The organism is Nonomuraea sp. NPDC004702, from assembly GCF_053601695.1.
Map to the genome: position 1 here is coordinate 138,894 of NZ_JBSGCE010000002.1, position 23,788 is coordinate 162,681.

General features: G+C 71.0%; 20 protein-coding genes. 10 read left to right on the plus strand and 10 right to left on the minus strand.

Annotated features, from left to right (window positions below; all coding sequences use genetic code 11):
• Positions 1-3: 3 nt before the first annotated feature.
• The 5 genes from ACWEJ6_RS03255 to ACWEJ6_RS03275 are packed head-to-tail and all read right to left on the minus strand — an operon-like array spanning position 4 to position 5,667.
• Positions 4-1,377, minus strand: a complete 1,374-nt coding sequence (locus ACWEJ6_RS03255) for a DUF58 domain-containing protein (protein ID WP_452420882.1) — start codon at positions 1,375-1,377, stop codon at positions 4-6.
• Positions 1,378-1,432: 55 nt separating this feature from the next.
• The gene (locus tag ACWEJ6_RS03260; protein ID WP_358282759.1) at positions 1,433-2,389 is read right to left on the minus strand and encodes an AAA family ATPase; all 957 of its coding nucleotides are present in this window, start codon (positions 2,387-2,389) and stop codon (positions 1,433-1,435) included.
• 13 nt (positions 2,390-2,402) lie between these two features.
• A complete protein-coding gene (locus ACWEJ6_RS03265; RefSeq protein WP_452420885.1) occupies positions 2,403-3,680 on the minus strand; it encodes a DUF4350 domain-containing protein in 1,278 nt (425 codons plus the stop codon).
• The gene (locus ACWEJ6_RS03270) at positions 3,677-4,303 is read right to left on the minus strand and encodes a DUF4129 domain-containing protein (RefSeq protein ID WP_452420886.1); all 627 of its coding nucleotides are present in this window, start codon (positions 4,301-4,303) and stop codon (positions 3,677-3,679) included. The genes ACWEJ6_RS03265 and ACWEJ6_RS03270 overlap by 4 nt, the downstream gene beginning before the upstream one ends.
• Positions 4,300-5,667: a glycerophosphoryl diester phosphodiesterase membrane domain-containing protein gene (locus ACWEJ6_RS03275; protein ID WP_452420888.1), complete on the minus strand. Its 1,368-nt coding sequence runs from the start codon at positions 5,665-5,667 to the stop codon at positions 4,300-4,302. The genes ACWEJ6_RS03270 and ACWEJ6_RS03275 overlap by 4 nt, the downstream gene beginning before the upstream one ends.
• 268 nt (positions 5,668-5,935) lie before the next feature.
• Here ACWEJ6_RS03275 and mtrA point away from each other — a divergent pair, with 268 nt between their 5' ends.
• The 6 genes from mtrA to ACWEJ6_RS03305 all read left to right on the plus strand — a co-directional run bounded on the left by mtrA (position 5,936) and on the right by ACWEJ6_RS03305 (position 13,260).
• Positions 5,936-6,613, plus strand: coding sequence for an MtrAB system response regulator MtrA (mtrA, locus tag ACWEJ6_RS03280; protein WP_043620615.1), 678 nt, complete (start codon positions 5,936-5,938; stop codon positions 6,611-6,613).
• An 18-nt stretch (positions 6,614-6,631) separates the two neighbouring features.
• Complete coding sequence (mtrB, locus tag ACWEJ6_RS03285) at positions 6,632-8,368, plus strand: MtrAB system histidine kinase MtrB (RefSeq protein WP_452420890.1); 1,737 nt, start codon at positions 6,632-6,634, stop codon at positions 8,366-8,368.
• Complete coding sequence (locus ACWEJ6_RS03290) at positions 8,355-10,079, plus strand: LpqB family beta-propeller domain-containing protein (protein ID WP_387668782.1); 1,725 nt, start codon at positions 8,355-8,357, stop codon at positions 10,077-10,079. The genes mtrB and ACWEJ6_RS03290 overlap by 14 nt, the downstream gene beginning before the upstream one ends.
• Positions 10,080-10,404: 325 nt before the next feature.
• Positions 10,405-11,004: a ComF family protein gene (locus ACWEJ6_RS03295; protein WP_452420892.1), complete on the plus strand. Its 600-nt coding sequence runs from the start codon at positions 10,405-10,407 to the stop codon at positions 11,002-11,004.
• A gap of 627 nt (positions 11,005-11,631) precedes the next feature.
• Entirely contained in the window at positions 11,632-12,297 is a 666-nt protein-coding gene (gene hpf / locus ACWEJ6_RS03300) for a ribosome hibernation-promoting factor, HPF/YfiA family (protein ID WP_387668776.1), read from the plus strand.
• A 264-nt stretch (positions 12,298-12,561) separates the two neighbouring features.
• Entirely contained in the window at positions 12,562-13,260 is a 699-nt protein-coding gene (locus ACWEJ6_RS03305; RefSeq protein WP_352326269.1) for a response regulator transcription factor, read from the plus strand.
• Positions 13,261-13,408: 148 nt separating this feature from the next.
• Here the strand turns inward: ACWEJ6_RS03305 and ACWEJ6_RS03310 are convergent, their stop codons facing one another.
• Positions 13,409-14,602 carry a winged helix-turn-helix domain-containing protein gene (locus ACWEJ6_RS03310; protein ID WP_364325729.1) on the minus strand — a complete coding sequence of 398 codons (1,194 nt, stop codon included), beginning with the start codon at positions 14,600-14,602 and terminating at the stop codon, positions 13,409-13,411.
• A 265-nt stretch (positions 14,603-14,867) separates the two neighbouring features.
• Complete coding sequence (locus ACWEJ6_RS03315) at positions 14,868-15,128, minus strand: HGxxPAAW family protein (protein WP_357970282.1); 261 nt, start codon at positions 15,126-15,128, stop codon at positions 14,868-14,870.
• A gap of 225 nt (positions 15,129-15,353) precedes the next feature.
• Between ACWEJ6_RS03315 and secA the strand changes: the two genes are divergently transcribed.
• Positions 15,354-18,143, plus strand: coding sequence for a preprotein translocase subunit SecA (gene secA, locus ACWEJ6_RS03320; protein ID WP_387668771.1), 2,790 nt, complete (start codon positions 15,354-15,356; stop codon positions 18,141-18,143).
• 81 nt (positions 18,144-18,224) lie between these two features.
• On the opposite strand, the gene ACWEJ6_RS03325 is transcribed toward secA, so the two are convergent.
• From ACWEJ6_RS03325 to ACWEJ6_RS03335, 3 genes are all read right to left on the minus strand, one after another.
• Positions 18,225-19,499, minus strand: coding sequence for a PTS transporter subunit EIIC (locus ACWEJ6_RS03325; protein WP_452420896.1), 1,275 nt, complete (start codon positions 19,497-19,499; stop codon positions 18,225-18,227).
• A gap of 79 nt (positions 19,500-19,578) precedes the next feature.
• Complete coding sequence (locus ACWEJ6_RS03330) at positions 19,579-20,895, minus strand: PTS transporter subunit EIIC (protein ID WP_358282778.1); 1,317 nt, start codon at positions 20,893-20,895, stop codon at positions 19,579-19,581.
• Positions 20,896-20,965: 70 nt separating this feature from the next.
• Complete coding sequence (locus ACWEJ6_RS03335; protein ID WP_352349295.1) at positions 20,966-21,706, minus strand: GntR family transcriptional regulator; 741 nt, start codon at positions 21,704-21,706, stop codon at positions 20,966-20,968.
• 177 nt (positions 21,707-21,883) lie between these two features.
• Here ACWEJ6_RS03335 and ACWEJ6_RS03340 point away from each other — a divergent pair, with 177 nt between their 5' ends.
• The 3 genes from ACWEJ6_RS03340 to ACWEJ6_RS03350 are packed head-to-tail and all read left to right on the plus strand — an operon-like array spanning position 21,884 to position 23,663.
• On the plus strand, positions 21,884-22,918 hold the full coding sequence (locus tag ACWEJ6_RS03340; RefSeq protein ID WP_352321673.1) for an SIS domain-containing protein: 1,035 nt from the start codon (positions 21,884-21,886) through the stop codon (positions 22,916-22,918).
• A gap of 51 nt (positions 22,919-22,969) precedes the next feature.
• The gene (locus ACWEJ6_RS03345; RefSeq protein ID WP_352349299.1) at positions 22,970-23,206 is read left to right on the plus strand and encodes a PTS glucose/sucrose transporter subunit IIB; all 237 of its coding nucleotides are present in this window, start codon (positions 22,970-22,972) and stop codon (positions 23,204-23,206) included.
• A gap of 10 nt (positions 23,207-23,216) precedes the next feature.
• Positions 23,217-23,663: a PTS sugar transporter subunit IIA gene (locus tag ACWEJ6_RS03350; protein ID WP_357970292.1), complete on the plus strand. Its 447-nt coding sequence runs from the start codon at positions 23,217-23,219 to the stop codon at positions 23,661-23,663.
• The last annotated feature ends 125 nt before the right edge of the window (positions 23,664-23,788 follow it).

A 23,788-nucleotide genomic window follows, 5' to 3' on the forward strand; every position in this document is an offset into this window, starting at 1 on the left:
GGTCTAGAGCCGGCCCGCGGCCTTCAGCGCCAGGTAGGCGTCCGCCAGCGCGGGCGCGATGTCCTCGGGCAGCGCGTCCACGACCTCGACGCCGTGCCGGCGCAGCCTGGCCGTGATGCGCCTGCGCGCGAGCTGGGCCTGCTCGGCCGCCGCCGCGTCGTAGACCTCCTCGGTGCTGCCGCGCCTGGCCGCCATGGCCGCCACCCGCGGGTCGGACACGCCCGCGACCAGCACCAGGTGCCGCGAGGACAGCTGCGACAACACCGGCATCAGGCCCTCGTCGAGCGCCGCCGCGTTGAGGTCGGTGAGCAGCACGACCAGGCAGCGCCGCTTGGCCCGGGACAGGACGGCGGCCACCATGCCCTGCCCGTCGGCCTCGACCAGCTCGGCCTCGATCGGCGCCATCACGTTGACCAGCGACGACAGCAGCTCGGTACGGGACGCGCCGCTCACCCACGCGCGCACCGCCCGGTCGTAGGCCAGGAAGTCGACCTGGTCGCCGGCCCGGGCGGCGAGCGCGGCCAGCAGCAGCGCCGCGTCCATCGACCAGTCGAGCCGCGGCCAGCCGGGGGCGGGCCGCGGGTCGGGACGTACCAGCAGCCCCGGGCCCTGCGCGGCGGCCCCGGCCAGGGGCAGCGGCGCGTCGCCCACCCGGCCCGCCGACGTGCGGCCGGTGTCGAGCACGATCAGCACGCGCCGGTCGCGCTCCGGCCGCCACGTGCGCACGACCACGTCGTTGCGGCGCGCCGTGGCCCGCCAGTCGATGGACCGCACGTCGTCGCCCACCACGTACTCGCGCAGCGAGTCGAACTCGGTGCCCTGCCCGCGCACCAGCGCCGGATGCCGGCCGTCGAGCTCGCGCAGCCGCGCCAGCCTGGACGGCAGGTGCTTGCGCGACAGGAACGGCGGCAGCACCCGCACCGACCAGGGCGAACGGTGGCTGCCCTGACGGGCGGCCAGGCCGAGCGGCCCGACCGAGCGCACGGTCACCGCCACCGACGACCGGTCCCCGCGCCTGGTCGGGTTGAGCGTGACCACGATCCTGCGCCGCTCGCCGCCCGGCACGTCGAGCTCGGCGACCCGGGGGACGGCCCCGGCCGAGGGCGGCCAGGCGTCCCTGATCCGGCCGCGCACCCGCCGGCGGCCCGGGTTCTCCACGATCAGCTCGACCGTGGCCGTCTGCCCCAGACGTACGAGCGTGTCGCCCGAACGGTGGAACCGCAGGGGCCGCACGGCGCCCGCGAACACCAGGTCCACGATGATCGCGGCGGCCAGCAGCAGGCAGACCCCGGCCAGCGCGGCCCCGGGCTGCGGCGCGAGCAGCACGACCACGATCCCGGCCGCGGCGAGCAGCCCGGCGCGTCCCGTCAGAGCCATCGGCGCCTCCCGGCCGAGCCTGCCGCGGACCTCTCGCGTGCGTCGGAGCGGGCCATCAGCGCGGGACCGGGACCGAGGCCAGGATGCCGTCGAGCAGGCCGTCGGCGGTCGCGCCCTCCAGCTCGGCCTCGGGCCGCAGCTGGACGCGGTGCCGCAGCGCCGGCCTGGCCAGCGCCTTCACGTCGTCGGGCGTCACGTAGGGGCGCCCGGACAGCCACGCCCACGCCCTGGAGGCGGCCAGCAGCGCCGTCGCGCCACGTGGCGAGACGCCGAGCTGCAGCGACGCCGAGCTCCTGGTCGCGCGGGCCACGTCGACGATGTAGCCGAGCACCTCGGGGGCCACGTGCACCTGGGAGACCGCCTCGCGGCCGGCCGCCAGGTCCTCGGCCGTGGCCACGGGCTTGACGTCGGACAGGTCGCGCGGGTCGAAGCCGCGCGCGTGCCGTTCGAGCACCGAGATCTCGTGGTCGCGCGGCGGCAGCGGCACGGTGAGCTTGAGCAGGAACCGGTCGAGCTGGGCCTCGGGGAGCTGGTAGGTGCCCTCGTACTCGACCGGGTTCTGGGTCGCGCAGACCACGAACGGGTCGGGCAGCGGACGGGCCGCGCCCTCCACGCTCACCTGCCGCTCCTCCATGGCCTCCAGCAGCGCCGCCTGCGTCTTGGGCGGGGTGCGGTTGATCTCGTCGGCGAGCAGCAGGTTCGTGAAGACCGGCCCCTCCCTGAACTCGAACTCGCTGGACTTCGCGTCGTAGATTAGCGAGCCGGTCACGTCGCCCGGCATCAGGTCGGGCGTGAACTGCACGCGCTTGAAGTCGAGCGACAGGGCCGCTGAGAGAGTGCGCACCATCAACGTCTTGGCCACGCCCGGCACGCCTTCGAGCAGCACGTGCCCCCGGCACAGCAGGGCGATGACGAGCCCGGTGACCACGGCGTCCTGGCCGACCACGGCCTTGGACACCTCGGCCCGCAGCGCGCCGAGCGCCTCCCTGGCCGCCTCGCCCGAGGGGGCCACGCGGAAAGTCTCCTCAGAGTTCACTGACCTGCCTTTCGATGGAGTCCAAGTACCCGGCCAGCGCGACGAGCCCGGCGTCGTCGGCCGGCGGCGGGCCGTACAGTGCGGCGCCGACCACCTGCGGGTCGTCGGCGATCCGCGCCGCCAGGGCCGCGACCAGCTCGTGCGGCCCGGCGCCCTGGGCCAGGCCCAGGCGGGGCGTGAGCCGGTCGACCGTGCCGGCGCGCAGCGAGTCGGCGGCCCGCTGCCTGGCCCTCCTGGCGCGGTAGAGCCTGCCGCGGCCCTCGACCGTCTCGGCGGCCCGCACGACGACGGGCAGTTTCTCGGTGACCACCGGCCCGAGGCGGCGCCCCCGCCAGAACGCGACGAGCGCCACGGTCAGGCAGGTCATCAGGATCGCCCAGGGCACGCTCGGAGGCATCAGCTCGTACATCGACTTGCCCTCGGAGCCGGGCAGGTCGAGCGGGGGCGGATTGTCCGGGCGGACCAGCCAGGTGACGGGCCTGCCGGTGCCGACGAGGTTGAGTGCGAGGGCCGCGTTGCCGTCCTCGGGCAGGCGCAGGTTGGTCATGAACGCGCCGTCGCCGACGACCGTGGTGGTGGCGCCGTCGCCGGTGCGGTAGCTGACCAGGGAGTAGCCGTCGCCCGCGGGGTAGCAGGAGGCGGCGCCGGGCGGGCCGTTCAGCACCAGGCCGCCGACGTGCGCGCTGCCGGCCCGCGTGGCGGCGGGCAGTGCGCACCCGGGCTCGCGGGAGCGCACCCGCGACGGCTCGCGCTCGGTGCTCGTGCCGGGGGCCAGCACGCCGAGGCCGGGCAGGTCGCCGACGATCAGCCGGTCGCCGGGGATCTCGGCGAGCCGGTGCTCGTCGAGGTAGGTCAGGTCGGTGACCAGCAGCAGCCGGCCGCCGCCGGCGGCCTTGGCGGCGGCTGCCTCGACCGAGTCGACCCGGTCGACCTGGACGCCCCGCGCCCGCAGCAGCTCCGCCAGCGCCTTCGACCCGGCGAGCGAGGTGTCGGCGGGGTCGAGGAAGCGCGAGGGGCCCCGCTGCGGGCCGAGCAGCACCGCGGCCACCGCGACCAGGACGACGACCAGGCCCAGTACGACGATCACGCGGCTCGCCCGCCAGGTGGAGCGGGCGGTGGGGGAGGTGGCGGCGGAGGGCCCGGCGGCCCCCGGCGCGGAGCCGGTGACCGGGGTGGCGACCGGGGTGGCCACCGGGGTGGTGACCGGGGTGGTGTTCGCGCTCGGCGCGCTGCCGGCCGCGGCCGGCTCCGAGTTCCAGACGCTCACGACGGCCCGCCTCCCACGGCGAGCGGGACGGGCCGCGCCTGGCGCAGCCGCTCGTCCAGGTCGCTCATCGCCTGGTACGCGGCCTGCGTGCCGGGCACGCCGCCGTAGCTGACGTCGTCGAACGAGCGCGCGGCGGCGGCCAGCTCGGCGGCGAAGCCGGGCAGCGCCCTGCCCGCCTCGGCGGCCAGCTCGTCGGCCGTGCGGCCCGGCATGCCGTCCACCAGCGCGCGTTCCTCCAGGTCGCGGGCGATGGCGCGGAGGCGTTCGCGGATGGCCTGCGTCCAGTCGCCCTCGGCGGCCAGGCGTTCGGCGGCCCTGCGGTGCTCGGCGGCGTTGAGCACGCGCTCGCCGTAGAGGCCGCCGGCGGCCATGGCGTTCCGCCGGGCGGTCCTGCGCAGCCGCCAGCCGACCAGCAGGATCACGCCCAGGATGATGAGCGTGATCACGACCGCGGCGATGATCCCGCCGGCCGGGCCGCCGCCCGTCACGGCGTCGGTCAGGTCGCCGATGAACTGGACGAAACGCCGGTAGAGCTGGTCGAACAGGGATTCCTTCTCGTATCCGGGCTTGAGGAGCTCCTCGGCCGCCTTGCGCGCCGCCTCCTCCCGGCCGACCGGGCTCACGACCTGGCTGAGTTGGACGGGTGCCAGAGATCGTCGGCCGAGGCGTGCACCCAACCCTGGCGCTGCTGCTCGATCGCCGCCGTCTGCAGCACGAGGTCGAACGCCTCGCCGCGCATGCGCCGGTCGGCGTAGAGCAGGCCGGAGACGCCTGCCTGGAAGGGATAGGCGAACATCGAGCTCAGCGTGGCGCCGGCGGCGATGAACACCGCCGCGATCACGGCCGAGCCCGGCGAGCCGCCGCCGAGCATGCCGATCAGCGTCCCGCCGAACGAGAACGGCACCGACAGCACCCCCGACACCAGGCCGACCAGCAGCGACGTCAGCAGCAGGATGCCGAGCACCCGCCAGAAGTCGCCGGTCACCAGGTGCCACGAGCGCCGCATCGCGTCGATCGGGCCCCTGCCCTCCAGCACCACGGCGGGCGCGGCGAACGCGAAGCGCGTGGTGATGAACAGGTAGTACGGGATGAACAGCAGGACGAACAGCCCCATCACGCCGATGGTCAGCCCGACGCCCTCGGAGGAGGAGACGTTCATCGCCAGCGCCACCACGACCGCCGTGAGGACGATCAGGGGCACGACCATCATGGCGGCCATCAGCCCGACGACACCGAACAGCGCCGGGAGCCGGCCCTTGCTGAGGTGCCAGGCCTCGGCCGCGGTGATGTTGCCGCCGAAGACGGCCCGGCCGAGGATGCGCGTCAGCACGCCGGTCAGCACCGTGACCACGACGAACTGGATCGCGTACGAGACCAGCATGCCGCCGTACTGGGCGACGATGCCGTAGAAGCTGTCGAGACCGGCGGAGGCGGCCTGCGGGTCGTCGAGGACGTCGCCCATCGAGCCGAGCATGACCGCCTGTCCCACGGCCAGCGGCACCGCGCCGAGCAGGGCGGCGACGGCGGACAGGCCGAGCACGGCCTTGGGGTTGGACCTGATCAGCTTGATCGTGCCGTCGAGGATGTCGCCGAGCCCCAGCGGCCGCAGCGGGATGATGCCGGGCCGCAGCGCGGGCGGCGGCATGTAGCCGTAGCCGGGCTGCTGGTAGCCGCCCTGCTGGTATCCGGCTTGCTGGTATCCGGGCTGCTGGTGTCCCGGCTGTTGGTATCCGGGCTGGGGGTACCCCGGCTGCGGATGGCCGGACTGCGGGTGGCCCGGCTGGGGGTAGGGTGGCTGAGGCCCCGGCGGGCCGTAGGGCGGCGGCTGGGGGGCTTCGCCCTGCGGCTCGTACGGTTGGCCGTACGGCGTCTGCGTGGGCGATCCCGGCGCGGTCCACGGTGAAGCCTGCGGGGCGCTGTAGGGCGGGGGCTGTTCGGCAGACCAGCCTGGGGGCGTCTCGGGCGTGCGTCCGTGACCGTCTGACATATCCCAATCCTGGCACGCTGGGCGGGTGGCTGGTGTCACCGAGGTGATTCGCCGGCTCATCTTGCCCTCATTTATCGGCGAAACGGGGCAAGGAAGGCAGCCGGGGATGGCCGAAAGTCGCTCCGTTACCGCAGACTGGGTTTGTGGTTGCCGGGGGAACCTAAAATTCGCCTTTCGCAGGGCTCATGTCCCACACATGGGCCGACCAAGGGTAACCTTCAGCGATCGTGCGGGTATGTCCCACAATGCGTAGAACGAATGAGGGGCCATGAAAGGTCGCGTGCTGGTCGTCGACGACGACGCCGCTCTCGCCGAGATGCTCGGCATCGTGTTGCGCGGAGAAGGCTTCGAGCCGTCCTTCGTCTCCGACGGCGACAAGGCGCTCGACGCGTTCCGGGATACACGCCCGGACCTTGTCCTGCTCGACCTGATGCTGCCGGGCGCCGACGGCATCGACGTGGCGCGCAGGATCAGGGCGGAGTCGGGGGTGCCGATCGTGATGCTCACCGCCAAGAGCGACACGATCGACGTCGTGCTCGGGCTGGAGTCCGGCGCCGACGACTACATCGTCAAGCCGTTCAAGCCCAAGGAGCTCGTGGCGCGGGTGCGGGCGCGGCTGCGCCGCACCGACGAGCCGACGCCCGAGATCCTGCAGATCGGCGACATCACCATCGACGTGGCCGGCCACTCGGTCAAGCGCGGCGAGGAGACGATCAACCTCACGCCGCTGGAGTTCGACCTGCTCGTCGCCCTGGCCCGCAAGCCGCGCCAGGTCTTCACCCGCGAGGTCCTGCTGGAGCAGGTCTGGGGCTACCGGCACGCCGCCGACACCCGGCTGGTGAACGTGCACGTGCAGCGACTCCGCGCCAAGATCGAGAAGGACCCCGAGCACCCCGAGATCGTCGTGACGGTCCGCGGCGTGGGCTACAAAGCCGGCCCCGCCTAGCCTTCGCCCCGCCCCGCCATGCCCCCGACCAGGAAAGCCCGCCGACGGACGATCCGCCAGATTCTCGGCGGCGTCCGCCGGAGGGTGCGCCGTGCGGCGGGCCGGGTGCGCAGCGTGTGGCGGCGCTCGCTCCAGCTCCAGGTGGTCACCAGCACACTGGTGATCTCCGTGACCGTCGTGGTCGTCCTCGGCACGTTCCTGTCCGACGAGATCAACCGGTCCGTGGTCGCGAGCAGCCAGCAGTCGTCGCTCAACGAGGCGTACGCCGACCGGCTGCAGATCGCCGACGCGCTGATCCCGCCCTCCGACGACGGCGCCAAGGCCCCCGACACCGACCAGAAGGTCAACCCGCTCGACGAGGTCATGGACACCGTCACCGGGTCGGGCGAGGACGGCTCCAAGAAGCGCTACGACGTGCTCATACTCAACGAGGCCGTGCCCGGCATGTCGCGGGCCTCGGGCCGGGTGGTGCAGGACGACGTGCCCGCCTCGCTCCGGCAGCGCCTGCAGAGGTACATGAACCGGGCCGAGTACGGCAAGACCGAGGCCCAGATCGAGTCGATCAGGTTCGCCGGGCAGAGCCAGGCCACGCTGACGTTCGTGGTCGGCGGCGTCGTGCACGAGCCCATGACCGGCGATGACTACCAGGTCTACCACTTCTTCCCGTTCAGCGAGGAAGAGGAGCTGCTGTCCAACGTCCGGCTGGCCATCGTCGTGGTGGGGCTCGGGCTGGTGCTGCTGCTGGCCGCCATCGCGTACCTGGTCGCGCGGCAGGTCGTCACGCCCGTGCGGCTGGCCCGCCAGGCCGCCGAGCGCCTGGCCGCCGGCAAACTGGACGAACGTCTCAAGGTGCGCGGCGAGGACGACCTGGCCCGCCTGGCGAACTCGTTCAACGAGATGGCCGCCAACCTGGCGCTCAAGATCCACCAGCTTGAGGAGCTGTCGCAGGTCCAGCGCCAGTTCGTCTCCGACGTCTCCCACGAGCTGCGCACGCCGCTGACCACCGTCCGCATGGCCGCCGACCTGCTGTACGACGCCCGCGAGGACTTCGACCCCATGGCCGCCCGCTCGGCCGAGCTGATGCAGGCCCAGCTCGAACGGTTCGAGTCGATGCTGGCCGACCTGCTGGAGATCAGCCGCTACGACGCCGGCGCCGCCACGCTCGACGTCGACTCCGTGGACATGCGCGACGTCGTCCACCGGGCCATCGCCGACTCAGAGGCGCTGGCCGAGCGCCACTCCACCCGCTTCGACATCCGCCTGCCGCACGAGCCGTGCATGGTGGAGGTCGACAACCGCCGCGTCGAGCGCATCCTGCGCAACCTGCTGTTCAACGCCATCGAGCACGGCGAGGGCAGGGAGATCGTGGTGACCGTGGGGGCCGACCGGGACGCCGTCGCCGTCGCCGTGCGCGACCACGGGATCGGGCTCAAGCCGGGCGAGGAGACGATGGTCTTCGACCGGTTCTGGCGGGCCGACCCGTCCAGGGCCAGGACCATCGGCGGCACCGGGCTCGGCCTGGCCATCTCCCGCGAGGACGCCACGCTGCACGGCGGCTGGCTCCAGGCGTGGGGGCAGCCGGGCGAGGGCTCGCAGTTCCGCCTCACGCTGCCCAGGCTGGCGGGGGCCGACCTGAAGGGCTCGCCGCTGTCGCTGGTGCCGCCCGAGATCGAGATGCGGCGCACCTGGCGCAGCCACATGACGCCGGTGCTGCTCCCGGCCTCGGGGGACGGAGGCGGCCATGAGGAGGACTAGACGGGTGGGCGCCGCGGTCGCCCTCGCCGCGGCCGTGGCCTGCGCGGGCTCCGGGTGCACCGTGATCCCGGTGAGCGGGCCGTACACGGTGAGCGACACCGGGGGCGGCGACCCGCTGAACAAGCCGTTCCAGCGCATGATCGCCGTCCCGCCGCGCGACGACTGGGACCCCGAGCGGCTCATCCAGGGGCTCCAGGCGGCCATGGCGGCCTACCCCGACGACCCCACCGTGCTGGCCAGGTACCTGACGCCCAAGGCCCAGGCCAAGTGGAAGGCGTCCGGGCCGGTGACGGTGATCGAGGACGTGTACCAGGTGGAGCCCCCGGGGGAGGGCGACGAGGCGGAGACGTACGGGCTCAAGGGCAAGCAGGTCGCCCGCATCGACCCCGACGACGCGTACGTGCCGCTGTCGGGGAACGCGCCCGAGCGGCTGTTCGTGCTGAAGAAGGACGCCCGGGGCGCCTACCGGGTCGACGACCTGCCGGACGGGCTGCTGCTCACCAAGTCCGACGTGGCGCGGGCGTACCGGCTGACCAACCTGTACTACCTCAACAGCGCCCGCGAGCGCCTGGTCGTCGACCGGGTGTGCCTGCGGCTCAAGCCGACCGAGACCTTCGCCCAGACCATCGTCAAGCGGCTGCTCAAGGGGCCGAGCGGCGCGCTGCGCGGCGCCGTGGGCACCGTGTTCCCCGAGGGCACGCGGGTCGAGTCGGTCGGCACCGGCGAAGACCGCGTCCTGATCAACTTCTCGGGCCCGCTCCTGCCGCTCGACCTGGGCGAGAAGGCCGCCCTGGTGGCGCAGCTCAAGTACAGCCTGACCACCAACAAGGTCGCCAACAGCCGCACCATCGAGGTGCAGGTCGACGGCGAGCAGTACTGGACCGAGCCGCCCAACCTGGAGGCCCACTGGCTGGACAACGGCGGCAACACGCCGTACTACACCAGCAAGGGGTCCGTGCACGTCATGAGCAACGAGGGCCCGGGCGTCGCCGTGTCCGGGCCGGCGGGGGAGGGGAACACCGACTTCAAGGCGTTCGCACTGTCCACGCAGCAGACCGGCGCGATCGTCGCGGCGCGCACCTCCACCGGCATCTCGATCGCCGGGCTGACCCCCGAGGGCCGCTGGCAGCAGGTCGTCGAGGGCGCCGACCTCACCGATCCCACCTGGCGCCGCGACGGCTCCCTCTGGACGTTCGACCAGCACAACAAGGTGGTCCTGCGGTACGACCCCAACGGCGGGCGCGGCCCCGAGCGCGTCTCCGCCCCCGGGCTCGACGGCCTCGACGTCACCGCGTTCCGGATCGCCAGGGACGGCGTGCGGGTGGCCCTGCGCACCGGCAAGAACACCGTGCAGCTCGGGGCGCTGAGCGAGGGGCTCAACGGGCCCATGCTGGGCAACCTCCAGACGCTGACCTCGACGGAGGTCGAGTACGAGATCGAGGACATCGCCTGGGAGGACGACGAGCACCTGCTGGTCCTCATCAAGAGCAAGGCCGGGCAGATCCTGAACGAGATCGACATCGGCGACGGCGAGACCATCGGGATCCCGCTGAAGGACCGGCTGGCGGGGGTGACGGCGCTGAACGGGCGGGTGCTCGCGGAGGCGAGCACCGAGAAGGGCCCCAAGATCATCGAGCTCAACCAGGACCGCCAGGGCTGGACCAGCAAGATCGAACCCAACGCCAAGAACCCCTTCTTCCCCCTGGGCTGAACCCGTCCCCGGACCGCCTTCCACCCGGGTTCGGTCGTGCCTGGAGTGGTCCTCCGCCCGAACCGCGAGGGGCCCCTCCCTAGAACCGCCTTTCACCTGGGTTCGGTGGTGCCTGGAGTGGTCCTCCGCCCGGACCGCGAGGGGCCCGTCCCCCCGGGCCGCCTCCCTGCTGAGCTGGAGGCGCGTTCCCGGAGCCGCGGGAACTGTCGGTGGTGAGGGGCATGCTGGGGGCGTGTTGGCGGGGGTGCTTGATGTGTTTCTGCCGCAGTCCTGCGTGGGCTGCGGGCGTGCCGGGGCGCGGTGTTGCGCCGGGTGCGCGGCCGGGATGGCGGTCCTGCCCGCCAGGCGCGGGCCTGAGCCGGGCCCGCCCGGCCTGCCCGAGTGCTGGTCGGCCACGTCGTACGAGGGCGCGGCCCGCGCGGCGATCCTGGCGTACAAGGAGCGGGGGGCGGTGGGGCTGGCCGGCGTGCTGGCGCAGGTGCTGGCGTTCACCGTGCTCACGGCGCTGGGCGCGGCGACCGGGACCGGGGCCGGGTGGGCGCGAGGGCCGTTCGCCGTCGTGCCGGTGCCGAGCGCGAGGAGGGCGCTGCGGGTCCGTGGGCACGATCCCATGGGCCGGGTGGCGGTGCTCGTCGCCCGTCATCTGGTCGCGTCCGGCGTGCGGGCCGAGCCGTGGGCGGCGCTGCGGCAGGCCCGGCGGGTGGCCGACCAGGCGGGCCTGAGTTCCACGCAGCGCGCCGCGAACCTCGCCGGGTCCCTCTGTGTGGCCGGGCGCGCGAAAGGCCCTCCAGCGCCGTCTGCGGTGCTGCTGGACGACGTCCTGACCACCGGCGCCTCGCTCACCGAAGCCGCGCGAGCACTGCGCGCCGCCGGTCTGCGGGTGCCGTTGGCGGCCACGGTCGCCGCGACACGCCGAAGATCTTGAAACTGCTCTGCATCACTGTCGGTAAAGAAAGATCCAATTCTTGGGGACGTCTTGAAGAGAGGATGTCTCTTCCCGGGAACAAGAGGTGGCACAGCTCAGGCGTCCGGAAGCCGCGTGGCCGCAGGGGTTGGCGACCGCCGGCACCGGGGTCATCCGGACGTCCGGAACTCCGGGAAAATCACGGAAAGTGATCCTTTGGCCGAGCGTCCGGCTGACATTCGCCCAGGATGCGGATAGCGTTCTGACATGGCACCCGTCCGGGTCCGTGGTTGCGCAGAGTCGGTGTCCCCGGCTCTGCTAGCCGAGGCCAGCCGCAGGCAAAACGGTCCACGTAAGGCGACTCTTTGTCGACCGATCACGGTGCGGCTTAGGGGTAAGTCCTGCCTTCCCGAGGGTCCAGATGTCCCTCGCCAGAAGAGAAGGGCAGTAGTGGCAACAGAGCTGCGAAATCCTCAGCAGGCGAATGTGGGGTCGAAGACCAGGTCGGCCGGACGGGTGCCACCCGAGAACCCGGTGACGTCGTGGCGGAAGAGGGTAGCGGTGACAGAGAGGCGGACAGGAAACCCCGTCCGGTACGCACATCGTCGGGCGCTCTTGCTCAGTCGTTAGACGAAGGGGGGCTGTTGCATGGACATCATCGTCAAGGGTCGGCACACAGGAGTGAGTGACCGGTTCCGAGACCAGGTGACGACCAAGCTGGCCAGGATCGAACGTCTGGACAACAAACTCATCCGAGTCGATGTGGAGGTGTCCAAAGAACGCAACCCTCGCCTCGCCGACCAGCGCGAGCGCGTCGAACTCACCATCCATTCGAAAGGCCCGGCCATCCGCGCCGAAGCCTCGGCCGACGACCGGTTCGTAGCCCTCGATCTAGCCCTCGACAAGCTGGAAGGCCGCCTCCGCCGGCTGGCCGACCGGCGCAAGGTCCATCACGGCAACCACTGCCCGCCCTCGGTGGCGGAGCTCACCGCGACGCTCCCTGACGTCGCCGGCCCGCCGTCCCGGGGAACCAAGCCCGTCCCCGAGCCGGCCGAGTCCTACGAGGACCTGCCGGTGCAGGAGGACAAGCTCGACGACGACATCGTCCCGATCGAGATGGACGGCGACGGCCCGCTCGTCGTGCGGGAGAAGTTCCACAGAGCGGAACCCATGACCATCGACCAGGCCATGCTCGAGATGGAACTGGTCGGGCACGACTTCTACCTGTTCCGTGACAAGGAGAGCGGCCTGCCGAGCGTGGTCTACAACCGGCGCGGGTACAACTACGGCGTGTTGCGGCTCGTAGAGCCCTGATCGCACACCGGAAGATCTTCTCGACCACCCGAGGACCGTGCCATACGTGCCATCATGGCGGTCCGACGGCTCTGGCCCCCCGACGAGGAGGAGACGTGAGCGAGCTCAGTCAGGTTCAGATGAGCGAGCGAAGCGAGGGTACTGACGGGACAACCGCCATGCGGACCGCCGCTACGGCCCCGACCGGGCGTGACAGCGGAGCGGCCGTCCGATGAGCAGGTTCCCCGTGAGCAAGGCAGGCGCAAGCCGGACCGAGGAGGGCTCGTGACCGAGTCCGGCGAGGTCCGCACGGCAGACAGCGAGCCGATCCGCGTGCTGATCGTTGACGATCACGAGCTGATCCGGCGAAGCCTGGCGTTGACGCTGGCCGCGGAGCCCGACATCGAGGTGGTCGGTGAGGCGAGCGACGGGCAGGAGGCGGTCGAACTGGCCGATCGCCTCATGCCCGACGTCGCGCTGATGGACGTGCGCATGCCCCGGCAGGACGGGATCGAGGCGACCAAGAGCATCAGGGCGTCCGTCCCGAGCACCCGCATCATCATGCTGACGGTGAGCGACGAGGAGGAGGACCTCTTCGAGGCCATCAAGGCCGGCGCCACCGGATACCTGCTGAAGGACGTGCAGATCAACGACGTGCCCGCCGCGGTGCGGGGCGTGCACGAGGGCCAGTCCTTAATCAACCCGGCGATGGCCGCCAAGCTCATCAGCGAGTTCGCGAACATGAGCCGCAAGGAGGCCGAACGCCCGCCGCAGCTCCCCGTGCCCCGGCTGACCGACCGCGAGATGGAGGTCCTGCGCCTGGTCGCCAAGGGCATGAACAACCGCGAGATCGCCAAGCAGCTGTTCATCTCCGAGAACACGGTGAAGAACCACGTCCGCAACATCCTCGACAAGCTTCAGCTGCACTCGCGGATGGAAGCGGTGGTCTACGCGGTACGCGAACGCATGCTGGAGATCACCTGACCCTGGCGCGGGCCCGTGCGAAGGCCGCCGGCCGCGCCCCCGGATCTGTCCTCCCGGGACGGTGAGCCGGTGCGATCGCCGTCCCTTGTTCGCTGTTCCCCTTCTCCGGCCGTGGCGGGCGCGGCCGTGGCGCCGGCCCGCCGATGAGCTACGGCCGGGGCGCGGTCAGGAGGTGGGCGAGCTCCGGAGGGTCGGTGCGTTCGACGCGGACGGCGTCGCAGCCCACCCAGTCGGCGGCCGACCACAGGGCGTCGCGGAAGGCGTCGGCCCACTTGGCCGGGGACAGGCCGGGCTCCAGGTGGACCTGACGGGCGACCAGGGTGGTGCCCTCACGAGCCGGGTCGACCCGGCCGATCAGGCGGCCCCCGGCCAGCACCGGCATCGTGAAGTAGCCGTGGACGCGCTTCTCCTTGGGCACGTAGAGCTCAAGCTGGTACTTGAAGCCGAAGACGCGCTCGGTGCGGCCGCGGTGCCAGATCAGGGAGTCGAACGGCGACAGCAGCGTCGTGCGATGGCGGCCGCGCGGCTCGGACTCCAGCGCCTGCGGATCGGCCCACGCGTTGGCCTGGCCCTTCTTGGCCGGCCAGCCCGCCACCTTGACCGGCACCAGCCCGGCGGCGCCGCTGAGCAGGGCCTGGTCGAGCATGGCCGCGTACTTGCCCTTGAGCCGCAGGAAGTCGAGCAGGTCGGTACGGTTGGCCACCCCGAGCGACCGGCCCGCGATGGCGGCCAGCAGGACGACGCACTCCTCGTCGGGCAGGTCGTCGGCCAGCAGGTCGGCGGGCACCACGCGCTCGGTGAGGTCGTAGACGCGGCGCCAGCCGACGCGGCGCACGCAGGTGATCTCACCGATGTCGAGCAGCCACTCCAGCCCGATCTTGGAGTCGGACCAGTCCCACCACGGGCCGCCGTTCTTGGCGCCGCCGACGTCGGACGTCGTGAGCGGGCCCGAGTCGCGCACCTGCTGCAGCAGCTTGTCGACGCTGTCGGGCACCTCGTGCCAGCGGTAGCGCCGGTCGCGGTAGGCGCGGCGCCGGAAGGCGTAGAGCGGCCAGTGCTCGATGGGCAGGATGCAGGCGGCGTGACACCAGTACTCGAAGCTCTGGGCGGGATCGTGCCAGTAGGCGCGCTCGACCGTGGGCCTGCCCACCGCGCCCAGGCGCGCGTAGGCGACCAGCTCGTGGGAGCGGGCCAGGACGGAGATCGTGTCGAGCTGTACGGCGCCGAGCCGGCGGAGCATGCCGCGCACCCCGCCCTTGCGCGCGTCGGCGCCGATGAGCCCCTGGGCACGCAGGATGACCCGGCGCGCCTCGTCGGCGGTCAGGTCGGTCACGTTCGTCATGCGGCGAACCCCGGGAGGCTTTGGGGGACGGTAGGGCTATCCATGGGAGGAATTTAGCGGCGCCCACCGACAGAATCGGCCCACCCCCGGGCACGCCCTGGACCGGAAGGGCGGGCCGGGAAAGACGCGCCGTGCAAGGGGCGGGGGCGACACGCCGATGTACCGGGGTTGGGGAATTGGATGCCGAGAAGAAAGAGTCCAGGAGTGGCCGGGCATGGGAACGGCGGGCGCCCGGTCCGTCGGGGCCCGCCGTGTGCCGGGTGCGTCAGCGGTGGTCTTCGGCGCGCATGCCGACGCGGGGCGCGTCGATCACCACGTCCGTGAAGATGTCGAAGACGAGGGCGAGGATGCCGCCGACGACGAACACGCCGGCGCCGACCCAGACCAGCGTCCAGTTGTCGGCCGTCAGCCCGAAGCCGGCCACGATGGTGCCCACCACCATGACAGTCACGGCCAGCCACGAGGAGGCGCGCCCGCCGTGGTTGCCGAGATTCTCCGTGTGCTCGGACTTCTTCCCCTCAACCATGACTAAATCCTTCCTTTGCCGGATATCCCGCTATTGGTGCGAACCGGCGCTCAACCGGCATACCCTCTGCCTTGGCCCCATTCTCCCAGACGTGTCCGGCGCCCTCGTCGTCACGGTGGCTGTGTCTGGTTGCGGAACCGCCTACGATGGCAACCGGGGAAGTTTGTCTCGGCCTCTCCTCCTGGCGGCGCCGCCGGGGTAGACCTGCGAGGAGCTTTACATAAAGTGGCAGCCATTCTCGACAAGATCCTACGTGCCGGCGAAGGCAAGACTCTGCGCAAGCTCAAGCGGATCGCCGATCAGGTCAACTCCATCGAGGACGACTTCACGAGCCTGTCCGACGCGGAGTTGCGCGCGCTGACCGACGAGTTCAAGCAGCGTTACGCCGACGGCGAGAGCCTCGACGACCTGCTTCCCGAGGCGTTCGCGACCGTCCGCGAGGCGGCTCGCCGCGTGCTCGGCCAGCGGCACTTCGACGTGCAGATCATGGGCGGCGCTAACCTGCACCTGGGCAACATCTCCGAGATGCGCACCGGTGAGGGCAAGACCCTGACCTGTACGTTGCCCGCCTATCTCAACGCCCTGTCCGGCAAGGGCGTCCACGTGGTCACGGTCAACGACTACCTGGCCAAGCGCGACGCCGAGACCATGGGCCGCGTGCACCGCTTCCTCGGGCTGGAGGTCGGCTGCATCGTGTCCGGGCAGGCGCCCGACGAGCGTCGCAAGCAGTACGAGGCCGACATCACGTACGGCACCAACAACGAGTTCGGCTTCGACTACCTGCGCGACAACATGGCGTGGTCGCTGGAGGAGTGCGTCCAGCGCGGCCACAACTTCGCGGTCGTCGACGAGGTCGACTCGATCCTCATCGACGAGGCCCGCACGCCGCTGATCATCTCCGGCCCCGGCGAGCAGTCGGGCAAGTGGTACAGCGAGTTCGCCAAGATCGTTCCGCGGCTGCGCAAGGGCGTCGAGGCGAAGAACCCGGGCGAGGAGAGCACCGGCGACTACATCGTCGACGAGAAGAAGCGCACGGTCGGCATCCTGGAGGCCGGCGTCGAGAAGGTCGAGGACTGGCTCGGCATCGACAACCTCTACAAGCCCGAGCACACCCACCTGGTCGGCTTCCTGAACAACGCGCTCAAGGCGAAAGAGCTGTTCAAGAAGGACAAGGACTACATCGTCGCCGACGGCGAGGTGCTCATCGTCGACGAGTTCACCGGCCGCGTGCTGCACGGCCGGCGCTACAACGAGGGCATGCACCAGGCCATCGAGGCCAAGGAAGGTGTGAAGATCAAGGACGAGAACCAGACTCTCGCCACGGTCACCCTCCAGAACTACTTCCGCCTCTACGCCAAGCTGTCCGGCATGACCGGCACGGCCGCCACCGAGGCCAACGAGTTCCACCAGACGTACAAGCTGGGCGTCGTCCCGATCCCGACCAACCGGCCGATGGTCCGCAAGGACCAGCCGGACGTCGTCTACAAGACCGAGGACGCCAAGTTCAACGCGGTCGTCGAGGACATCAAGGAGCGTTACGAGGCCGGTCAGCCGGTCCTCGTGGGCACCACGTCGGTGGAGAAGTCCGAGCGGCTGTCCAAGGCGCTCAAGCGGCGTGGCGTGCCGCACGAGGTGCTCAACGCGAAGAACCACGCGCGTGAGGCGTCGATCATCGCCGAGGCGGGCCGCAAGGGCGCCGTCACCGTCGCCACGAACATGGCCGGTCGAGGCACCGACATCATGCTCGGCGGCAACTCCGAGTTCCGCGCCGACCTCGAACTGCGCCAGCGCGGCCTCGACCCGGTCGAGACGCCGGAGGAGTACGAGAAGGCCTACCCCGAGGCGCTGGAGAAGGCCAGGGCGGCCGTCAAGGCCGAGCACGACGAGGTCACCCAGCTCGGCGGCCTCTACGTCCTCGGCACCGAGCGGCACGAGTCGCGCCGCATCGACAACCAGCTCCGCGGCCGTTCCGGTCGTCAGGGCGACCCCGGCGAGTCGCGCTTCTACCTCTCACTCGGCGACGACCTCATGCGCCTGTTCAACGCGGCCAGGGTCGAGCTGATCATGAACAGGCTGAGCATCCCCGACGACCAGCCGATCGAGTCGGGCATCGTCTCCAAGGCCATCGCCTCCGCCCAGCACCAGGTCGAGCAGCAGAACTTCGAGATCCGCAAGGAAGTTCTGAAGTACGACGAGGTCATGAACCGGCAGCGCAAGGTGATCTACTCCGAGCGCCGCCGCGTGCTGGAGGGCGCCGACCTGCACGACCAGGTGCGCGGCTTCATCGGCGACGTGATCGACGGCTACGTCGCCGGCGCCACCTCCGAGGGCTTCGCCGAGGAGTGGGACCTTGACCGGCTGTGGAAGGCGTTCGGCGAGCTCTACCCGGTCACGGTCACCATCGACAACCTCGTCGAGGAGGCCGGCAGCCGCGAGGAGCTGACCGCCGAGTTCATCTCCGAGAAGATCAAGGCCGACGCCCTGGAGGCGTACGCCAGGCGCGAGGAGCAGCTCGGGGCGGAGGCCACGCGCAACTTCGAGCGTCAGGTCATCCTGTCGGTGCTCGACCGCAAGTGGCGCGAGCACCTCTACGAGATGGACTACCTGCGCGAGGGCATCGGCATGCGGGCCTACGCGCAGAAGGACCCGCAGATCGAGTACCAGCGCGAGGGCTTCGAGATGTTCTCCGCGATGCTGGAGGGCATCAAGGAGGACTCCGTCGGCTTCCTGTTCAACCTTGAGGTCGAGGTGCAGGAGAACCCGATCGTCGAGGAGGAGGACGCCGCGGTCACCGAGACGCGGTCGATCATCTCCACCGCCCTGCGCGCGCCGCAGCGCCCGGCCGAGCTTGAGTACTCCGCCCCGGGCGAGCAGGGCGACGTCGAGCACACGCGGGTGCGCACCACGTCGGCCGAGCGGGCCGCGTACGGGAACGTCGAGCGCAACGCGCCCTGCCCCTGCGGGTCGGGCAAGAAGTACAAGCGCTGCCACGGCGACCCGAAGAACGCCGTCTGACCCGCTGAGGCGAGCCTGAACGGGCCCCCGTCCCCCTGCGCGAGCAGGAGGGCGGGGGCTTCGTCGTTGGCGCGGGGGCACCTAGGGGGCCGGCGGGGCGGGGGGTTCGTGGCCGGGGGTGGGGATGTTCAGGCGGCGGATCAGGAACGCGAAGATCAGATAATAGAGAACGAAATACAGCAGCCCGAAGCCGATGATCAGCCCGAGCCGGTGGGTGTTCGATTTGCTGGCGTTCAGCAGCATGTCAATGGCGCCGCCGGAGAAGGTGAAGCCGAGCCGCGCGCCCAATTCCGCCATCAGGGCCATCGACAGCCCGGTCAGCAGGGCGTGCACCACGAAAAGCACCGGCGCGACGAAAATGAAGGCGAATTCCAGGGGCTCGGTTATGCCGGTGATGAATGCCGTCAGCCCGGCCGACAACATGATGCCGCCCACGGACTTGCGGCGTTCCGGCGGGGCCGCCCGCCACATGGCGATGGCGGCCCCGAGCAGCCCGAACATCATGACGGGGAAGAAGCCGGTCATGAAGATGCCGGCGCCCTGCTCGCCGGCGAAGTAGCAGTTCAGGTCGCCGGCGGCGTCCCGGGTGGCGCCGTTCACGCCGGCGCGGCACTCGGGCAGGGTGAACCAGACGATGGTGTTGAGGAAGTGGTGCAGGCCGACGGGGATCAGCAGGCGGTTGGCCACGCCGTAGATGCCGGTGCCCACGGTGCCGTGGGCCGAGAGCCAGTCGCCGACGCCGGACAGCCAGTCGCCCACCGGCCGCCAGACCAGCCCGAACACGACGCCGAGCAGCAGGGCGGCGACGGCGGTGATGATCGGGACCGAGCGGCGTCCGCCGAAGAAGGCCAGCCACGGGGGCGGCTTCAGCCGGTAGAAGCGCTGCCAGAGCAGCGCCGCGGTGATGCCGATGACGATGCCGCCGAGTACGCCGGTGGGGTTCTGGGCCCCCAGGTCGAGCATCGGCCCCCGCGGGGTGGTGACGACGACCTTGTCGTAGACCGCGCCGTGGCCCGCGTCGTAGAAGAGCGTGCGGCTGACGCGGTCGAACACCAGGTAGCCGACCAGGGCGGCGAGGGCGGTGGAGCCGTCGGACTTGCGCGCGAACCCGATGGCGACGCCGATCGCGAACAGGACGGGCAGGTTGTCGAACAGGGCGCCGCCGGCCGCGGCCAGGACGTTGGCGACGGGCAGCATCCAGGGCAGGAGGCCGCCGAGGCCGTCCTTGCCGAGCAGGTCGTCCTGGCCGAAGCGGAAGAGCAGGCCGGCGGCGGGCAGTACGGCGATGGGCATCATGAGCGAGCGGCCGATACGTTGCAGCACCGCGAACGTCGCCGACCAGGGCGACGCGCCCATGGTCCTCACCCCCGCTCGGTGCTCCGTCAGCGGGGGAATGCCAGGTTCCTACCACGGCGGGCGTGGCGGAAAACGGCCGCTAGGTCTCGCCGGAGTCGAGGTCGGGCTCGGGTTCCCGGCCCGGCGTCATGATGTCGAACCTGCGGATGAGGAAGGTGAACACGACGTAGTACACGACGCCGTAGATCAGGCCGAGCAGCAGGATGCCGGGCAGGTTCTGGGTGTTGGACTTGCTGGCGTTCAGCAGCATGTCGAGCAGGCCGGCGGAGAAGCCGAAGCCGAGCTGCCCGCCGATGAGCGTGGTGAGCGCCATCGCCAGGCCGGTCAGGACGGCGTGCGCGACCAGCAGCGCGGGCGCGACGAAGATGAACGCGAACTCGATCGGCTCGGTGATGCCGGTGACGAACGAGGCCAGCCCGGCCGAGAGCATGATGCCGCCCACCGTGGCCCGGCGGTGCGGGGGCGCGGCCCGCCACATGGCCAGGGCGGCGGCCGGCAGGGCGAACATCATGACGGGGAAGAAGCCGGCCATGAACTGGCCGGAGTGCGGGGCGCCGCCGAAGTAGCAGTTCCAGTCGCCGCCCAGCACGTGACCGCCCACCTCGCACTGCGGCACGACGTACCAGACGACCGAGTTCACGAAGTGGTGCAGGCCGAGCGGGATGAGCAGGCGGTTGATCAGGCCGTAGATGCCGGTGCCGATCGGGCCGATGGCGGCCAGGGCCTCGCCGGCGTGCCGGATCCACTCGCCGAGGACCGGCCAGAGCCAGCCGAACAGCACGCCGAGGAGCAGCGCGACGATGGAGGTGATGATCGGCACGAACCGGCGTCCGCCGAAGAAGGCCAGCCACGGCGGCAGCTTGATGCGGTGGAAGCGCTGCCACAGCAGCGCGGTGACCAGGCCCATCACGATGCCGCCGAGCACCTTGGTGGGGTTCTGCATGCCGTAGTTGATGACCTCTTTGATGCCCTGGTCCTGGACCTGGCGGATGGCCACGGTGTCGCGGATGTCGGAGCCGAAGAACATCACCTTGGTCACCCGGTCGAACACCAGGTAGCCGACGACGGCCGCGAGCGCGGTGGTGCCGTCGGCCTTGCGGGCGAAGCCGATGGCCACGCCCACCGCGAACAGCAGCGGCAGGTTCTGGAACAGCGCGTCCCCGGCCGCGGCCAGCACCTCGGCGACCTGGCTCATCCACGCGAACCCGGGCACGTCGGCCAGGCCGCCGGGGGCCGGGCCGTTGGAGCCCAGCATGTCGGGCTGCCCGAACCGGAAGAGCAGCGCGGCCGCGGGCAGGGCCGCGATGGGCAGCATCAGCGAGCGGCCCAGCCGCTGGAGCACGTTCATCACGCGTGCGAACGGCGAAGGCCGGGCGGCGGCGGTGGTCTCGTTCACCGGGCGTTCCTCCGGGGGGTGGGAGTCAGGCGGTCCGCCGGGCAGGCCGTCCGGGCCCGGCGGAGTGGCCCTAGCCCCGTCTAACGGGCATTTCGAGGATGGTCCGCAGCTGATAGCGGTCAGCGCGGTAGGTGGACACGCCGAGCTCCGCGCAGACGCCGCCGGAGAAGGACCTGCGCTGGAGCAGCAGCACGGCGCCGCCGCGCGGCAGCTTCAGCAGGTCGGCGTCGCTCGGGTCGGCGATGCCGCCGTCGATGGTGAGCTCGCCGGCGTCCATGACCAGCCCGTAGCGGCTCTCCAGCAGCTCGTACAGCGATTTGTCCGACAGATCGTCATCAGCCAGATCGGGGGCGAGCTTGACCGGGATGTGTGCCCGTTCGATGGACAGCGGCTCGCCGTCGGCCGTGCGCAGGCGTTCGATGAAGTGCACTTCCTCACCCGGCTGGATCCCCAGCTCCTTGGCCAGGTGGGCGCTGGCCCGCACGATGCGGCGGTCGAGGTCGCGCGAGCCCGGGATCATCCCGCGCGCCCTCATGTCGTCGGTGAACGACGTGAGCTGCAACGCCAGCTCGATCTTGGGCCTGGCCACGAACGTGCCCTTGCCCGGCACGCGGTGCAGTCGGCCCTCGGAGACCAGGTGGTCGACGGCCTGCCGCACGGTCATCCTGGACAGGCCGAACCGCTGGCAGAGCTCCCGCTCGGACGGGATGGCCGCGCCGATGCTGAGCTCGTTGCTGTCAATGAGGTCCAGCAGGATCTCGCGAAGCTGGAAGTACTTGGGCACCGGGCTATCCGGATCGATGTGCGCCACGGATCCTCCCCTCGATCGGCAAAGAAGAAATCTGGATCTGGTGGTGCGGCAGTCTATGGGCAGATTTCTTGTTTGGTGGCCATGGGCTATGGTTCGTACTGGTCTAGTCCGGACTAGACCACATGTCGCGAAAGACGGTCAAGTCCGACACCGTATGAATCGAGGGATGAGCTCAGGATGACCACCAAGATGCGCAGTGAGATCGCCGAGCAGCCGGAAGCGCTGCGGGCCACGCTCGACGCCCTGCTCCCCAGGGTGGGCGAGGTGAAGGCGGTGGGCGAGCAGACTCGCCAGCTGCTGTTCATCGCGCGTGGAACCTCCGACAACGCCGCAGTCTACGGCCGCTACCTGGTCGAGTCCCACGCGGGCCGGATGGGCGCGCTGGCCGCGCCGTCCATCGCGACGACCTACCGGCGCAAGCTCGACCTCGACGGCGTGCTGGCCGTCGCGATCTCCCAGTCGGGCCGGACGGAGGAGATCGTCGAGACCCTGGCCTGGGCCAAGGACTGCGGCGCGAAGACGGTCGGCATCACCAACGGCGGCGAGGACAGCCCGCTCGCCCAGGCGGCCGACGTCGCGCTGTGCACGCTGGCCGGCGAGGAGAAGGCCGTCCCGGCGACCAAGACCTACACCACCCAGCTCGCCGCGCTGGCCGTGCTGGCGCTGGGTCTGGGCGCCGACGTGGACGCCGAGGACCTGCGGCGGGTGCCCGACGCGGTGGAGAAGCTGATCGCCGAGCCGGGCGACCTGGACGCGGTCGTCGAAGGGCTGCTGGACAAGCCGGGCGTGGTGGTGTCCGGACGCGGGCTCGCCTTCTCCACGGCCCTGGAGACCGCGCTCAAGCTCAAGGAGGCCTGCTACCTGCACGCCATGGGCCTGTCCTACGCCGACCTGCTGCACGGCCCGATCGCCGTGGTCGACGCCGACACCCCGGCGCTGCTGGTGGCCGCCGAGAACAGCCCCACGCTGTCCGGCACGGTGGCCCTGGCCGAGCGGGTCGTGGCGGCGGGCGCGGCGGCGTACACGATCGGCGGCGGCGACGCGCTCGCGCAGGCCGGCACGGCCGCGCTGAACGGCCCCGACCTGCCCGAATGGGTGGCGCCGATGGGCCTGATCATCCCCGGCCAGCTCCTCACCGAAGCGCTGGCCCGGCGCCTCGGCATCGACCCCGACTCGCCGCGCGGCCTCAACAAGGTCACGCAGACGGACTGAGCGAGGCGCCTCGTTTAGCCTGGTCACGGAGTTGGAACGAGGGAGGACCGGATGGCGGCGGATGTGAATGCGATCATCGCCGGTCTCGGCGGTGCCGACAACATCATCGAGATCGAGCCCTGCATCACCCGGTTGCGCACCGAAGTGCACGACGCGTCCAAGGTCGATCAGGCCGCCCTCAAGGCGGCGGGGGCGCACGGCGTGATGGCCGCGGGGAACGTGGTCCAGGTCGTCGTGGGGCCCGAGGCGGACACGATCGCCAGCGACATCGAGGACATCATCGGCTAAGGGCGAGACCATGACGACTGTTCTCGCCCCGGTCGAGGGGGCGGCTGTGGGGTTGGCCGCCGTGCCCGATCCGGTCTTCTCCGCGGGCATGGTGGGACCGGGAACGGCGATCGACCCGCTGCGGGGGCCCGGCAAGGCCGTAGCCCCCATAGCGGGAAAAATCATGAAACTGCATCCGCATGCCTACGTCATCGTGGGGGACGACGGCAGGGGCGTGCTGGTGCACCTGGGCATCGACACGGTCCAGCTCAAGGGGAAGGGGTTCCAGCTGCTGGCGGCCGAGGGCGACAGGGTCAGCGCGGGGCAGCCCGTGGTGGCGTGGGACCCGTCCGTCGTCGAGGCCGGCGGACGGTCCCCGGTCTGTCCCGTCGTGGCCCTGGACGCCCTCTCGGAGTCGGTGACCGGCATCGTCCAGGGGGCGGTGCACGTGGGGGACGAGCTGTTCACATGGATGTAGACAGCGTCGGCGCGGTCCCCGAGACCGGCGTACGACGCCTCAGCGGCACGGTCGTACCGGCAGAAGACGTCACAATAGGCGTGCCCCCAGCCACGCCGGCGCCCGGCCCGACCGCGAGCGGCCGG